Origin of the sequence: Cellulomonas dongxiuzhuiae, from assembly GCF_018623035.1 — a bacterium.
GTDB lineage: Bacteria > Actinomycetota > Actinomycetes > Actinomycetales > Cellulomonadaceae > Cellulomonas > Cellulomonas dongxiuzhuiae.
Genome location: NZ_CP076023.1, coordinates 949,672 through 963,797 on the forward strand (window position 1 = coordinate 949,672; position 14,126 = coordinate 963,797).

Annotated in this window: 14 protein-coding genes; 12 read left to right on the forward strand and 2 right to left on the reverse strand. The window is 74.1% G+C overall.

The window, feature by feature from the left end:
* Positions 1–9: 9 nt before the first annotated feature.
* Complete coding sequence (locus KKR89_RS04325) at positions 10–612, reverse strand: TIGR00645 family protein (RefSeq protein ID WP_251141016.1); 603 nt, start codon at positions 610–612, stop codon at positions 10–12.
* Positions 613–891: 279 nt separating this feature from the next.
* Here KKR89_RS04325 and glmU point away from each other — a divergent pair, with 279 nt between their 5' ends.
* From glmU to KKR89_RS04385, 12 genes are all read left to right on the forward strand, one after another.
* Positions 892–2,559 carry a bifunctional UDP-N-acetylglucosamine diphosphorylase/glucosamine-1-phosphate N-acetyltransferase GlmU gene (glmU, locus tag KKR89_RS04330; RefSeq protein WP_208198188.1) on the forward strand — a complete coding sequence of 556 codons (1,668 nt, stop codon included), beginning with the start codon at positions 892–894 and terminating at the stop codon, positions 2,557–2,559.
* Entirely contained in the window at positions 2,556–3,539 is a 984-nt protein-coding gene (locus KKR89_RS04335; RefSeq protein ID WP_208198021.1) for a ribose-phosphate diphosphokinase, read from the forward strand. The genes glmU and KKR89_RS04335 overlap by 4 nt, the downstream gene beginning before the upstream one ends.
* A gap of 1 nt (position 3,540) precedes the next feature.
* Positions 3,541–4,218, forward strand: a complete 678-nt coding sequence (locus tag KKR89_RS04340; protein ID WP_208198022.1) for an SIMPL domain-containing protein — start codon at positions 3,541–3,543, stop codon at positions 4,216–4,218.
* A gap of 237 nt (positions 4,219–4,455) precedes the next feature.
* Positions 4,456–5,082, forward strand: a complete 627-nt coding sequence (locus KKR89_RS04345) for a 50S ribosomal protein L25/general stress protein Ctc (protein ID WP_208198023.1) — start codon at positions 4,456–4,458, stop codon at positions 5,080–5,082.
* 106 nt (positions 5,083–5,188) lie between these two features.
* A complete protein-coding gene (gene pth / locus KKR89_RS04350) occupies positions 5,189–5,809 on the forward strand; it encodes an aminoacyl-tRNA hydrolase (RefSeq protein WP_208198024.1) in 621 nt (206 codons plus the stop codon).
* Between the two features lie 161 nt (positions 5,810–5,970).
* Positions 5,971–7,500: a sugar transferase gene (locus KKR89_RS04355; protein ID WP_208198025.1), complete on the forward strand. Its 1,530-nt coding sequence runs from the start codon at positions 5,971–5,973 to the stop codon at positions 7,498–7,500.
* 80 nt (positions 7,501–7,580) lie between these two features.
* Positions 7,581–8,024 (forward strand): adenylyltransferase/cytidyltransferase family protein, encoded by a 444-nt coding sequence (locus KKR89_RS04360; protein ID WP_208198026.1) that lies wholly within the window; start codon positions 7,581–7,583, stop codon positions 8,022–8,024.
* A 38-nt stretch (positions 8,025–8,062) separates the two neighbouring features.
* Complete coding sequence (locus KKR89_RS04365) at positions 8,063–9,220, forward strand: DUF1972 domain-containing protein (RefSeq protein ID WP_208198189.1); 1,158 nt, start codon at positions 8,063–8,065, stop codon at positions 9,218–9,220.
* Positions 9,217–9,990, forward strand: a complete 774-nt coding sequence (locus tag KKR89_RS04370) for a CDP-alcohol phosphatidyltransferase family protein (protein ID WP_208198027.1) — start codon at positions 9,217–9,219, stop codon at positions 9,988–9,990. Before KKR89_RS04365 ends, KKR89_RS04370 begins: the two co-directional genes overlap by 4 nt.
* Positions 9,987–10,964, forward strand: a complete 978-nt coding sequence (locus tag KKR89_RS04375) for a DUF6492 family protein (protein WP_208198028.1) — start codon at positions 9,987–9,989, stop codon at positions 10,962–10,964. Before KKR89_RS04370 ends, KKR89_RS04375 begins: the two co-directional genes overlap by 4 nt.
* The gene (locus KKR89_RS04380; protein ID WP_243883514.1) at positions 10,964–12,052 is read left to right on the forward strand and encodes a glycosyltransferase family 4 protein; all 1,089 of its coding nucleotides are present in this window, start codon (positions 10,964–10,966) and stop codon (positions 12,050–12,052) included. Before KKR89_RS04375 ends, KKR89_RS04380 begins: the two co-directional genes overlap by 1 nt.
* Positions 12,042–13,007 carry a glycosyltransferase gene (locus KKR89_RS04385; protein ID WP_208198030.1) on the forward strand — a complete coding sequence of 322 codons (966 nt, stop codon included), beginning with the start codon at positions 12,042–12,044 and terminating at the stop codon, positions 13,005–13,007. The genes KKR89_RS04380 and KKR89_RS04385 overlap by 11 nt, the downstream gene beginning before the upstream one ends.
* On the opposite strand, the gene KKR89_RS04390 is transcribed toward KKR89_RS04385, so the two are convergent.
* On the reverse strand, positions 12,981–14,015 hold the full coding sequence (locus KKR89_RS04390) for a glycosyltransferase family protein (RefSeq protein WP_243883442.1): 1,035 nt from the start codon (positions 14,013–14,015) through the stop codon (positions 12,981–12,983). The two genes, KKR89_RS04385 and KKR89_RS04390, sit on opposite strands and share 27 nt — an antisense overlap.
* Positions 14,016–14,126 lie beyond the last annotated feature (111 nt).

A 14,126-nucleotide genomic window follows, 5' to 3' on the forward strand; every position in this document is an offset into this window, starting at 1 on the left:
GGGGTGCGGTCAGTGCGTGGGCCGTGCCGTCCCCTGGGACATCCGGTCGATCCACGCGAGCGCGAGCGCCGAGACGACGAAGGCCAGGTGGATGAGCGTCTGCCACATCATCGTCTCGCCCGTCACGTGCCCGACGGACGACTCGATGAAGGTCCGCAGCAGGTGGATCGAGGAGATGCCGATGATCGACATCGCCAGCTTCGTCTTGAGCACGTTGGCGTTGACGTGGCTGAGCCACTCCGGCTGGTCGGGGTGCCCGTCCAGCCGCATGCGGGACACGAACGTCTCGTAGCCGCCGATGATCACCATGATCAGCAGGTTCGAGATCATCACGACGTCGACCAGGCCCAGGACGATGAGCATGGTGGTGGCCTCGGTGCCGAAGTCGGCCATCGCGGCGACCTCGTGCCCGAAGATCGCGAAGTCGATGAGGTGCCACAGCTCCTTGAGGAACTGCCACACGTAGACGATCTGCGCGACGATCAGCCCGAGGTACAGCGGCAGCTGCAACCAGCGGGAGAAGAAGATCAGCGACGACACGGACTGCCGGTAGGGGCGGTCGACGGGGGCGTTCTCGACGGTCGGGGTGGTCACGCTGGGGGACGACGTCACGGGTGTTCCTCGCTGGCTGGGTGGGGGCCGGGCTCACGGGCCGTGCCGGTGGGGTCGTGGCCCGTCGACGACGGCGAGAACAGAACGCCTGACCGGGGCCGCCGGTTCCCCGGCGCCCGGTGTGAGCCGGCGCACGTCCCCGCGACGGGGGAGCGGTCCGTGCCGTGCGCCACGCCGTCGGTGCCGGGCGGGCCGCGCCGTCCGCCCGTGCGGCAGCGGTAGAGTCCCATCACGGCAGAACCACCGCCCGTAGCCGGGCAGATCCGCGAGGAGCACCCACTGGTGACCGTCCGCCCAGCCGCCGTCGTCGTCCTCGCAGCGGGTGAGGGCACCCGCATGCGCTCCTCCGTCCCGAAGGTCCTGCATCGCCTCGGGGGTCGCAGCATGGTCGGCCACGCGCTGGCCACCGCCCGTGCGCTCGAGCCGCAGCGTGTCGCCGTCGTCGTCCGCCACGAGCGCGACGCCGTGGCCGCGCACGTCCTGGAGACGGACCCGGACGTGCTGCTCGTCGACCAGGACGACATCCCCGGCACCGGCCGCGCCGTGCAGGTCGCGATGTCCGCGCTGGACGCGGCCGCGCAGGCCGCCACCGCCGACGCCGCGACGGGGCCCGACGTGGCCGGCGCCGCCGCCGAGTCGGTGCTCGCGGGCGCCGTCGTCGTCGTGGCCGGTGACGTGCCGCTGCTGGACGCCGGGACGCTGCGGGAGCTGCTGGCGGCCCACGCCGCCGACGGCAACGCCGTGACGGTCCTCACCACCGAGGTCCCCGAGCCCACCGGCTACGGGCGCATCCTGCGCGAGCCGGGCACGGGCGACGTGCTCGGCATCGTCGAGGAGAAGGACGCGAGCCAGGAGCAGCGTGCGATCACCGAGATCAACACCTCGGTGTACGTGTTCGACGGGGCCGTGCTGCGCTCGGCGCTGGCCCGCCTCGGCCGCGACAACGCGCAGGGCGAGGTCTACCTGACCGACGTGCTCGCGATCGCGCGCGGCGACGGGGGCCACGTGCGCGCGCTGCGCACCGACGACCGGCTGAGCGTCGAGGGCGTCAACGACCGCGTCCAGCTCGCGGTGCTGCGCGCCGAGCTCAACCGCCGCCTGCTCGAGGACTGGATGCGCGAGGGCGTGACGGTCGTGGACCCGGCGTCCACGTGGGTCGACGTCGACGTCGAGCTCGCGCGCGACGTGACCCTGCTGCCGGGCACCCAGCTGCACGGCGCGACGGTCGTCGGCGAGGGCGCGACGGTCGGGCCGGACACCACGCTGACCGACGTCGAGGTCGGGGCGCGCGCGACCGTGGTCCGCACGCACGGCTCGCTGTCGGTCGTCGGCGAGGGCGCCACGGTCGGACCGTTCGCGTACCTGCGGCCCGGCACGGACCTGGGCGCGGACGGCAAGATCGGCACCTTCGTCGAGACGAAGAACGCACAGATCGGCACCGGCTCGAAGATCCCGCACCTGTCGTACGTCGGTGACGCGACGATCGGCGAGCACTCGAACATCGGCGCCGCGTCGGTGACGGTGAACTTCGACGGCGTCAACAAGCACCGCACGGTCATCGGCTCCCACGCGCGCACGGGCTCGGACAACATGTTCGTCGCCCCCGTCGTCGTCGGTGACGGCGCGTACACGGGTGCCGGCACGGTCGTGCGCCGCGACGTGCCGCCGGGCGCGCTGGCCGTCAGCGCCGGCTCGCAGCGCAACATCGAGGGCTGGGTGGCCCGCTCGCGGGCCGGCACACCCGCCGCCGAGGCCGCCGCACGGGCGCGCGGCACGCGCGACGTCGCCGGCCTGTCGCCGCAGGCGCGCGCCGAGCTCGAGCGTGCCGCCACGGCGGCCGTCCCCGTGACGCCGCCCCCGAGCCTGCCCGGTCAGCCGGCGCAGCTCGACGACCCGACGGACACCCCCGCGGGCAGCACCACGACCGAGGACGGCAAGCAGCGATGACCGGCATCATCAGCCACGACGGGGAGAAGCGCCTCGTCCTGACGACGGGCCGCGCGCACCCCGAGCTCGCGCAGGACGTCGCCGAGGCGCTCGGCATCGAGCTGCTCCCGACCACCGCGTACGACTTCGCCAACGGCGAGATCTACGTGCGGTTCGGGGAGTCGGTGCGCGGCGCCGACGCGTTCGTCCTGCAGTCGCACTGCTCGCCCATCAACCAGTGGATGATGGAGCAGCTCCTCATGGTCGACGCGCTCAAGCGCGCGTCCGCCAAGACGATCACCGTGATCGCGCCGTTCTACCCCTACGCCCGGCAGGACAAGAAGCACCGCGGGCGCGAGCCGATCTCCGCGCGCCTCATGGCCGACCTGTTCAAGACCGCCGGGGCCGACCGCATCATGAGCGTCGACCTGCACGCGGCGCAGACGCAGGGCTTCTTCGACGGGCCGGTCGACCACCTGTGGGCGCAGCCGATCCTCGTCGAGTACGTGCGCACGCGCGTCGACACGACGAACGTCACGGTCGTGTCGCCCGACGCGGGCCGCATCCGGGTCGCGGAGCAGTGGGCCGCGAAGCTGGGCGGTGGCCCGCTCGCCTTCGTGCACAAGACGCGTGACATCCGCAGCCCCAACAAGGCCGTCGCGAACCGCGTCGTCGGCGACGTCGAGGGCAAGAGCTGCGTGATCGTCGACGACCTCATCGACACCGCGGGGACGATCAGCGGTGCGGTGCGCGTCGTCCTCGAGGCCGGGGCCAAGGACGTCATCGTCGCCGCGACGCACGGCGTGCTGTCCGATCCCGCGGTCGAGCGGCTGCAGGCCTGCGGTGCGCGCGAGGTCATCATCACCGACACGCTGCCGATCGCCGAGGAGAACCGGTTCCCGCAGCTCACGGTGCTGTCGATCGCACCGCTGCTCGCACGGGCCATACGCGAGGTCTTCGACGACGGCTCGGTGACGTCCCTCTTCGACGGCAACGCCTGACATGGGCCGCGCCGGCCACGACGACCGCCCCCGCGGCGGCGTGACCGTGCGCGGCTGCGGGGCGGCCGACGCCGTGCCGGACGTCGTCGTGGCCGACCTGGCGACCGAGGTCCGCGCCGACGACGTCAGCACGGCGCTGCGCGAGGCCACGGCCGCGCTCGCCGCCGTGCGCACGGCCCTGCGCGACGCGGGCGTCGAGGACCGCGCGGTGCGCACGGGCACGACGTCGACGTGGACCGAGCAGACCGGCGCCGACGGTGACGCGCTGCGCGTCGTCGCACGGCTGGGGTTGGCTGTCACCCTGCGCGACGTCGCCGCCGCCGGCGACGTGATCGGCAGCGCCGTGACGGCCGGCGGCTCGCCCGTGCGGCTCGGTGGTCTGCGCCTCGTCGTGAGCGACCCGGCCGCGGCGCAGGTCCGGGCACGGGAGGCCGCGTGGCAGGACGCGGCGGCAAAGGCCGCGCACCTCGCGGAGCTGGCGGGACGCACGCTCGGCGCGGTCCTGCGGGTGGACGAGGACGAGCCGCGCGGCGCCGCGCCGCTCTTCGCCCGGTCCGCGGCGGCCGACGCGTTCACGGTCCCGGTCGAGCCGGGGGAGCAGACGGTCCAGGCGGCCGTCACCGTCCGGTGGGCCTGGGCGCCGACGCCGGGGTTCGAGCCGGACGCCGCCGTCCGGTAGGATCACCAGGTTGCCTCGGCGAGGGACGACGGACGGTCGAACCGGAAGCACCATCTCCGGCGGGGCCCCCGGCTCCGTGATCGACTGGGTGGTCGCCTCCGCGTGCCCGTCCTGCGTCCCGCGTCGAGGCCACCGGGCCACGTGCCCGCACCACCCAGGGGCCACCGCCCACGGGGCAGCACGCCAGACCAGCGCCCGCGCACCACCGCGGAGCCACGCCACGCCTGAGGAGCACCAGTGTCCGAGATCAAGCTCGCCGCCGCCGCCCGCACCGAGTTCGGCAAGGGCGCCGCGCGCCGTCTGCGCCGCGCGAACCAGGTCCCCGCCGTCCTGTACGGGCACGGCACGGACCCCCTGCACGTCGCCCTGCCGGGCCACGAGACGATGCTCGCGCTCAAGCACTCCAACGCGCTGTACTCGATCGAGCTCGACGGCACGTCGACCCTCGCGATCGTCAAGGACGTCCAGCGCGACGTCGTCCGCCAGGTCATCGAGCACGTCGACCTGCTCATCGTGAGGAAGGGCGAGAAGGTCTCCGTCGACGTGCAGGTGCACATCGTCGGCGAGTCCGCGCCCGGCACGATCCACGTCGTCGAGACGCAGAACCTGTTCCTCGAGGCCGAGGCCACGCGCCTGCCGCAGTCCGTCGAGGTCTCGATCGAGGGCCTGGCTGACGGCGCGGTCATCACTGCCGGCGACGTCGTCCTCCCCGACGGCGCGACGCTCATGGGCGACCCCGACGTCACGGTCGTCACCATCAGCGTGCCGCAGGCGTCGGCCGCCGACGTCGCCGCCGAGGAGGCCGCGAGCGACCTCGCCGCGACCCAGTCGGCCGCGTCGGCCGCAGCCGCCGAGAAGGCCTGACCTTCCCGCAGCACGTCCCGACGCCCGGTACCGTCCACGGTGCCGGGCGTCGTCGTGCGTCCGTCCTGCCGCCCGCCGGCGCCCCCGCACCCTGGAGGACCCCCTCGTGAGCGACGCCCCCTGGCTCGTGGTCGGCCTCGGCAACCCCGGTGCGCAGTACGCCGGGAACCGGCACAACGTCGGCCAGATGGTGCTCGACGAGCTCGCACGGCGGGCCGGCGTGACGTTCGCCTCGCGGGGCGGCGGCCTGCTCGGCCGTCGCCCGCAGGCCGCGACCGCCGACGCGCGCCTCGGCACCCTGCCCGGCGGCGTCCCCGGCCCCCGCGTGGTCCTGGCCAAGCCCACCACCTACATGAACGTCTCGGGCGGACCCGTCGCGGCGCTGGCCCGGTACCACGACGTCCCGCCCGAGCGGGTCGTCGTCGTCCACGACGAGCTCGACATCCCGTTCGCCGACGTCCGGCTCAAGCGGGGCGGCGGGGAGGGCGGGCACAACGGCCTGCGTGACACGACGAAGGCCCTGGGCACCAAGGACTACGTGCGCGTCCGCGTGGGTGTCGGGCGGCCGCCGGGGCGGCAGGACCCCGCCGACTTCGTCCTCAAGGACTTCTCCGGTCCCGAGCGCAAGGACCTGCCCTGGCTCGTGGACCGTGCCGCGGACGCCGTGGAGGCGGTCGTGACCGACGGGCTCGAGGCGGCGCAGCTGAGGTTCCACACCAAGGCCTGAGGACCACCCCGGACGTTCACCCGACCGTCGACCCGCCGTCACCCGCACGCCTCCGCGGCGATGCGCGGATGGGGTGAAATCGGGCACAAAGGTGTGAATCTCCCGAAATCGCCGTATAGCCTCCTTTTGGCACCAGGAGCAAGGGCGGCAACGGGGGAGAGATGACACTGACGACGGGCCGGGAGGCGGAGCTCGACGACGGGGTCGCGGAGCGCCGGGGGCGTGCGCTCGAACCGCGGCGCTCCTGGGCGTCCTCGGAGCCGTTCGTCAGACGCCCCACCCGCGAGAACTCGGACCCCGCGATCCGCTCCGTCGCCTGGGCGGCGGTCAGTCGCCGGTACAGCCTGGTCGCCGTGCTGCTCGACATGCTGGTGGCGCTCCTCGTGGGGGTCTCGGTCATGGGCCCCGCGTACGGCCTGCTGACGGCCGCTCGCCTCGCCTGCGGCGGCGCGGCCCTGTTCGTCGCGCTCGTCGGGGTCTCCGGCGGCTACCGCAGGAGCGCGGCGGGCGACGGACCGGGGGAGTTCCAGGCCCTGCTGCGCGCCACCGCTGCCACGGTCCTCATCCTCATGACGATGGGCTACGTGCTGCGCGTGCCCGTGCCGCGCGGCTACGTGCTGATCGGCGTGCCCGTCACGCTCGTGATCTGCTGGGTCGGGCGGCACATGGAGCGCCGCCACCTGCACAGGCTGCGGATGCAGGGCGAGGGCACGATGCGCACGGTCGTGGTCGGTGACGAGGTGTCGGCCGCCGGCGTCGTGCGCAACATCGCCGCCGTCCCGCACCACGGCTACCGGATCGACGGGGTGTGCGTGCCCTCGGTCGGCACGGCGACCACGGTCGCCGGCGTCCCTGTGCTCGGTGCGGTGGCCGACGTCGTGCAGGTGACCGTCGACCGCGGAGCGGACGTCGTGCTGGTCACCGGGACGTGCCTCAGCGGTGACGCGCTGCGCCGCCTGTCGTGGGCGCTGTCCCGGGCCGGCGCCCAGCTCGTGGTCGTCCCGGACATCGTCGAGGTCGGGGCGCCGCGGCTGACCGTGCGCCCGACCGCCGGTCTCTCGCTGCTCGAGGTGCAGGTCGCCTCCCCCCGCCCGCGCCTGGTGATCAAGCAGGTCCTCGACGTCACGCTCGCCGGGCTCGCGCTCCTCGTGCTCGCGCCGATGCTCGGCCTCGCGGCGCTGCTCGTGGCCGTGACGTCCCCGGGCGGAGCGATCTACCGGCAGGTCCGGGTGGGCCAGGACGGCACGCAGTTCGTCATGTACAAGCTCCGCACGATGTACCGCGACGCCGACGAGCGTCGCGCGGCACTCCTCGCGTCGGGGACCCACGACGGCGTCCTGTTCAAGATGTCCGACGACCCGCGGGTCACCCCCGTCGGGCGGGTGCTGCGCCGCTTCTCGATCGACGAGCTGCCGCAGCTGGTCAACATCATCAAGGGCGACATGGCGCTGGTCGGGCCGCGGCCGCCGCTGCTCGAGGAGGTCGAGGCGTACCACGACTCCGTGCACCGGCGGCTGCACGTCAAGCCCGGCCTCACCGGTCTGTGGCAGGTCAGCGGCCGCTCGGACCTGGACTGGGAGGAGTCCGTGCGGCTCGACCTGCGGTACGTCGACAACTGGTCGGTGTCGATGGACCTGCTGATCCTCTGGAAGACGGGTCGTGCGGTCCTCAGCGGTGCCGGGGCCTACTGACCGACCTGGACGTGCACGACCAGCAGTGCGGCGCGACGGCGGGCCGCTCCCCCCGTGAGCGCTAGTGCAAGGAGCAGCTGATGAGCAACCTGACGATCGTCGGGTACGTCCCGGGCGGTTTCGACATGCTGCACATCGGGCACCTGAACATCCTGCGGGCGGCGCGAGAGCGCTGCGACCGGCTCGTCGTCGGCGTGGCCGTCGACGAGTCGCTCGTCGCGATGAAGGGCCGTCCGCCGGTGATCCCGCACGAGGAGCGCATGGAGCTCGTGGCGAGCCTGCGGTTCGTCGACGAGGTCGTGCCCGACCACGCCCAGGACAAGCGCGTCGCCTGGCGCGCGCACCCGTTCGACGTGCTGTTCAAGGGTGACGACTGGGCGGGGAGCGAGAAGGGCGAGCGGCTGGAGCGCGAGATGGCCGAGGTCGGCGCGCGCGTCGTGTACCTGCCGTACACGCCGTCCACGTCGTCGACGATGCTCCGGGAGTTCCTCGTGTCGGGTGCGGCGCGCGAGGGTGCGGCGTGAGCACCGTCGGGACGGCCGCTCGCCGCCTGTCGATCGCGATGGTCGGGACGCGAGGCGTCCCGGCGCGCTACGGCGGCTTCGAGACGGCCGTCGAGGAGGTCGGCCGCCGGCTCGCCGACGCGGGTCACCGGGTGCGGGTCTACTGCCGTTCGGGCAACTCCGACCTGTCGTCGTACGCGGGGATGGAGCTCGTCACGCTGCCGGCGCTGCGCCGGCGGTCCCTCGAGACGCTGAGCCACACGGGCGCGTCCGTGACGCACCTGCTGGGTCGCCGGACGGACGTGGCGTTCGTCTTCAACGCCGCCAACGCGCCGTACCTCCCGCTGCTGCGCCTCGCGCAGATCCCCGTCGCCACGCACGTCGACGGGCTCGAGTGGCAGCGGGCCAAGTGGGGCGGAGCGGGCCGCCGGTACTACCGCGCGGCCGAGACGGCGGCCGTGCGCTGGTCCGACGCGCTGATCGCCGACGCCGTCGGGATCGCCGACTACTACCGCGCGGAGTACGACGTGCCCACGACGCTGCTGACCTACGGGGCGCCCGTCCTGGCCGAGCCCGGGCACGACGCCCTCGCCGACGTCGGCCTCGAGCGGGGCGGCTACCACCTGGTGGTCGCCCGCTTCGAGCCGGAGAACCACGTCGACCTGTGGGTCGAGGGCTACGTCCGCAGCCGGGCGCGCCGGCCGCTCGTGGTGGTGGGGTCCGCGCCGTACGCGGACGCGTACACCGCGCGCGTGCACGCGGCGGCGCAGGGGGACCCGCGCGTGCGGTTCCTCGGCGGGGTGTGGGACCAGCGCCTGCTCGACCAGCTCTACGCCAACAGCCTCACCTACCTGCACGGGCACTCGGTCGGCGGCACCAACCCCTCGCTGCTGCGCGCGATCGGCGCCGGCGCGGCGACGGTGGCCTACGACGTCTCGTTCAACCGCGAGGTCGTGGGGGACGAGGGCGTCTACGTGCGCGAACCCGGTGAGGTCGCGCGGGCGCTGGACGACGCGGAGGCCGACGAGCCGGCGACGCGGGTGCGCGGGGCGCTCCTGCGCGAGCGCGCACGGGCGTACGACTGGGACGAGGTCGCCGCCGGGTACGAACGGCTCGCCGTCGCGCTCGCCGAGGGGCGAGCCCCCGGCCCGCACCGGGGGGCGTCACGACGAGGCGCCGACGCGGTGCCCGTCCGCGAGGCGGAGGTCGTCCCATGACGCAGACGTCCACCCACCCGACCGGCCGCCCGGCGGACGAGACGTTCCGCCAGACGCTGGGCCGTCTCGCGTCCGCGCAGAAGGGTGCCGCGCGCAGCGCGCCGGCGTACTCGCGCTTCGTCAACCGGCGGCTCGGTCGCGTGCTCGCGGCGTGGGCGTACCGACGTGGGCTCTCGCCCAACGCGGTGACCGGGATCAGCGCGCTGTGCACCTTCTCCGCGATCGCGATGCTGGCGCTGGTGCCGCCGAGCGTGCTGCTCGGGCTCGCCGTCAGCGTGCTGCTCGTCCTCGGGTACGCGTTCGACTCGGCGGACGGCCAGGTGGCACGCCTGACGGGGACGGGGAGCGTCGCGGGGGAGTGGCTCGACCACATGGTCGACGCGACGAAGGTCGTCGCGCTGCCGTTGGCGCTGCTGGTCGGCCTGCACCGGTTCGAGGCCGTCGCCGAGCCGTGGCAGCTCGTCCCGCTCGCCAACGCCGTCGTCGGCTCGGTGCTCTTCTTCGGGATGATGCTCACCGAGCAGCTGCGCCGCGCACGCGGCGTCGTCTCGCGCGCCACGACCGCGGGGCGCCTGCCGTGGCTCCGGTCGGTCCTGGTCCTGCCGACCGACTACGGCGTGCTGTGCCTCGCGTTCCTCCTCTACGGGCTGCCCCACGTCTTCGTCCCGGTCCTCGGCGTCCTCACCCTCGGCTCGGCGGGGTTCCTCGCACTCGCGCTGCCGAAGTGGTTCCGAGACGTGCGCGCACTGGCACAGGGGTCCGGCACATGAGCGGGGACACGTTCGTCCCCGTCGTGTTCGAGCTCGAGCTCCCCTTCCTCGAGCTGCAGGCCCGCTCGTTCGCCCGCAACGTCGCCCCGGAGCAGGTCGAGCGCGTGCTCGTCCTCGACAACACCCGGCACGGCATCCCTGCCCGCAGGCGGGACGCGGTCGTCGCGGCCTACGGCGTCCACGCGCCGCGGGTCGAGGTCGTCGCCGCACGCGACGTGGCTCCGCCCGTGACGTCGCTCGGCTGGATGAGCCAGCAGGTGCTCAAGCTCGCCGTGGCGCGTCACGTGCGCACCGAGCGGTACGTCACCCTCGACGCGAAGAACGTCGTCGTCAACCGTCTGGACCCCGGGTACCTGCGCGCGCCCGACGGGCGCCCCCGCGTCGGTGCGCACCCGTACACCCACCACCCCCTGCGGCCCTCGGTGGAGCGCGCGCTCGCGTACTTCGACCTCGCGGCGGCGGACCACCTCGAGAGCTTCCCCGGGACGGTGACGCCCTACGTCATGCAGACCGCGGAGGTGCTCGGCCTGGTGGACGAGGTCGAGCGACGCGAGGGCACGAGCTTCGAAGAGGCCTTCGTCCGGCTCGACGTCACCGAGTTCGGGTTGTACGCGGCGTGGCTCACGCGGCGCCATGGTGACCGCTCCGCCGTCTACGCCGAGGACCAGCCGGGGTGCCCGACGGTGTGGCCCGGCCGGCCCTCGCTCGCGGCGGTGCAGGAGGCGGTGCGACAGGCCGGGACCGGCCTGCCGGTGCTCTCGGTCCACCGCACGGCGCTCGTACGCATGGACGGCGCCGCGACCGACGCCCTGTGCGACTTCTGGTCGGGGACCGGGTTGTTCGCGGACCTGACGGCGGCACGGGCCTTCGTCGACGACTACCGGCGGTTCTACGCCCGGCACGTGTGGGTCAAGCGCGCACGCGAGGCGCCGACGCGCCTCGCCCGTCGCGTGCGTGATCGGGTGGGGGCGTGATGGCGGGCGGTCGGATGCGGGTGCTCCTCGACGGCTACTGGTGGCACGAGGGGCCGCCGTCGAACGCCATGGTGCAGCGCGAGCTCGTGCGCGGGTGGGCTCGCACGTACCCCGAGGACGAGCTGGTCATGGCCGTGCCCGCCGCCCACCTCGAGGCGGTCCGCGACGACGTGCCCGCCGGGGTCGAGCTCGTCGGGGTGCGCCGACGTCCGCACGGGGTGGCGGTCATGACGGAGTACCCGTCGGTGCTGCGTCGCACGCGCGCCGACCTCGCCGTGACGCACAACTTCGTCCCGTGGGGCGTGCCGAGCGTCGTCTTCCTGCACGACGTGCTCTTCCAGGACCAGCCCAGGTGGTTCACCCCGGCAGAACGCCTCTACCTCGCGCCCGTCACCGCCCTGCTGCCACGTGCCGGTGCCGTCGTCACGTCCTCCGCGCACGAGGCGCGCCGCATCGAGCGGCTCAACCCGCGCGTCGGGCGGGTGCGGCCCATCGGGATCGCGCCCGACGCGCGCCTCGCGACGCTGCGCCCGGTGCGCCCGTCGGCGCTCGCGGGCGTCGACGACTTCGTCCTCACCGTCGGGCGGCTCAACGTGCGCAAGAACCTGGGCACCGTGATCGAGGCCGCCGTGCGGACCGGGGAGATCGACCGGGGACGACCGCTGGTCGTCGTCGGCGGCCCCGACGGCCGTGGTCCGGGGTTCGGACCGCAGGCGCGGCGGGCGGTCGAGGACGGTGCCGTCCTCCTCACGGGGCACGTCGCCGACGCCGAGCTGGCATGGCTGTACCGCAACGCAGCGCTGTTCGTCTTCCTCTCGCTCGACGAGGGCTTCGGCCTGCCGCCCGTCGAGGCCCTCTCCTTCGGCACGCCCGTGGTGGCCAGCGACATCGGCGTGTTCCGCGAGACGATCGGCGCCCACGCCCGGCTCGTCGACCCGCTCGACGTCGACGCCGCCGCCGTCGCCATCCGGCACGAGCTCGCGCGCGGCCGCGGTGCACCGGTGCCCCCACCTGCGTGGGACGACGCCGCCGCGGCGCTGCGCGACACGGCCGCGGGCCTCCACCACGGACGCCGCCGTGTCGCCTGACGTCGGCCCCGGCCCCCGCACGGCGCTCGTCGTCGTGAACTACGGGTCGTCGGCGCTGCTCGAGCAGAACCTCGCACGGACGGCCCGCGCGCCGGGAGCGTCCGTCGTCGTCGTCGACAGCCTCTCGACGGCCGGCGAACGAGCGGCCGTCCGCGCTCTCGCCACCGCCCACGGGTGGGACCTCGTCGAGCCGGACCGCAACGTCGGCTTCGGCGCGGGCGCCAACCTGGGCGTCGCGCGCGCCGTGCAGGCGGGCGCGACGCACGTCGTCCTGCTCAACCCGGACCTGGCGCTGGAGCCCGGGGACGTCGCCCGGCTCGTCACCCGGACCGTGGAGGACCCGGACGCGCTCGTGGCCCCGCGCATCCTCGCCCCGTCGGGCCTGCCGTTCGCCGCGTCGACCACCGACCTGCTCCTCGACGACGGGACGATGCGGTCGAGCACCCGCCGCCCGGACCCGGCCGACGGGCGCCCGTACGTGGCGTGGCTCTCCGGTGCGTGCATGGCCTGCGGCGTGGGGCTGTGGCAGCGCATCGGCGGCTTCGCCGAGGAGTACTTCCTCTACTGGGAGGACGTCGACCTGTCCGTCCGTGCCCAGCAGCTCGGTGCCCGGCTCGTCGTCGCCGCCGACGTGACCGCGGTGCACGACGAGGGCGGCACGCAGCAGCGCACCGGCCGGGCCAAGTCCGAGACGTACTACTACTTCAACATCCGCAACAGGCTCCTGCACGCAGCGCGCACGCTCGACCCCGTCGAACGGCGCCGCTGGTGGCGCACGACGCCGCGGGCCGTGCGCTCGGTCGTCCTGCAGGGCGGGCGCCGACAGCTGCTGACGTCGGTCTCGCCGTGGCGGGCGGCGTTCCGCGGCGTGCGCGACGGGCGCCGCGCGCTGCGGGCGGCCGGAGCAGGGCCGGCGCCCCGCCCGACGTCAGAGCGTCGACGTGCCGCGGCGTAGCCGCAGCGCCTCCCGGTAGGCCTCCCGATGCGCCACGCCTGCGTCGTCCCACTCCCGCCGCGACAGGTCGGGCTGCTGCGCCCGCGGTCCGCGGACCGCCTCGAGCGCCCGGCGGACCGTTGCACCGTCGAGCTCACCGTCGAACGTGAGGACCCACCCGGGGCCGACCTCCTGCGCCAGCGCACGGTTCGCCTCGTTGTCCGGCACGAGCACGGGGCGGTCGAGCGAGAGCGCGAGGAGCACGGTCCCGGAGTTGTGCATGTGCAGGTACGGCAGGACGACGAGCTCGCCCGAGGTCACCGCGCGCACGAGGTCCGCGTCGTCGAGGAACCGCAGGTCGAGACGGATCGCGTCGTCGCCGTCCGCCGCCGCGCGCACGTCGCCCTCGATGTCCGGGCCGGACGGGTTGCCCGCGACCAGCAGGCTGAGCGCCGGGTCCTGCGCGTGCGCCTCGCGGAACGCACGGACCAGCCCGACCACGTTCTTGTACCGCCGCACCAGCCCGGCGTACGTCACCTGCCCCGGGACGGCGTCCGACCGCTCGGCGTCGGCGAACCAGTCCCGGTAGTGCCCGTGCAGCACCGTGGCGGACGGGCGCCCCGTCGGTGGTGTCGTCTCGTTGAGCACGACGTGCAGGGTCGTCGCACCCTCGAAGAGCCGCAGCCACGTGTAGTCGAGGCGGCTGAGCCCCGACGGCACCTCGAGGTTGTGGGCCGTGCGGACGACCGGCGTGCGGGTGAGCCGGACGCGCGCCCAGAACGCGTACGCGAGAAGCAGGCGCAGCGCCCGTCGTGCCGGCGTGCGCCCGCCGAGCCGCGTCTCCGGCCAGTGCAGGTGGACGACGTCGTACCGACCGACCAGTGCCCGCGGGTACGAGAACAGCACCGGCTCGACGCCCGGCGTGCGCTCGAGCGACGCGTGCAGCATCGCGATGTACGGGTTGGTCGTCGCACGGATCCTCGCGAACGGCTGAAGCACGCGGATCGGGCGAGCGGCGGTCGCGGGCACGGACCCTCCTCGGGGTGGCGGTCGGCGGTTGCGCCGACGCTACCCTGGCGGTCCGCGCCACGGGGCCCGCCCTGCACATCGGTCCTCGCACCCACATCTCCTGGTCAGGAA

Excerpts from the sequence above, each read along its gene's own strand:
- KKR89_RS04335 (WP_208198021.1), top strand. The coding sequence starts at position 2,556 with ATGACCGGCATCATCAGCCACGACGGGGAGAAGCGCCTCGTCCTGACG.
- KKR89_RS04340 (WP_208198022.1), top strand. The coding sequence starts at position 3,541 with ATGGGCCGCGCCGGCCACGACGACCGCCCCCGCGGCGGCGTGACCGTG.
- KKR89_RS04355 (WP_208198025.1), top strand. The coding sequence starts at position 5,971 with ATGACACTGACGACGGGCCGGGAGGCGGAGCTCGACGACGGGGTCGCG.
- KKR89_RS04360 (WP_208198026.1), top strand. The coding sequence starts at position 7,581 with ATGAGCAACCTGACGATCGTCGGGTACGTCCCGGGCGGTTTCGACATG.
- KKR89_RS04365 (WP_208198189.1), top strand. The coding sequence starts at position 8,063 with ATGGTCGGGACGCGAGGCGTCCCGGCGCGCTACGGCGGCTTCGAGACG.
- KKR89_RS04370 (WP_208198027.1), top strand. The coding sequence starts at position 9,217 with ATGACGCAGACGTCCACCCACCCGACCGGCCGCCCGGCGGACGAGACG.
- KKR89_RS04375 (WP_208198028.1), top strand. The coding sequence starts at position 9,987 with ATGAGCGGGGACACGTTCGTCCCCGTCGTGTTCGAGCTCGAGCTCCCC.
- KKR89_RS04380 (WP_243883514.1), top strand. The coding sequence starts at position 10,964 with ATGGCGGGCGGTCGGATGCGGGTGCTCCTCGACGGCTACTGGTGGCAC.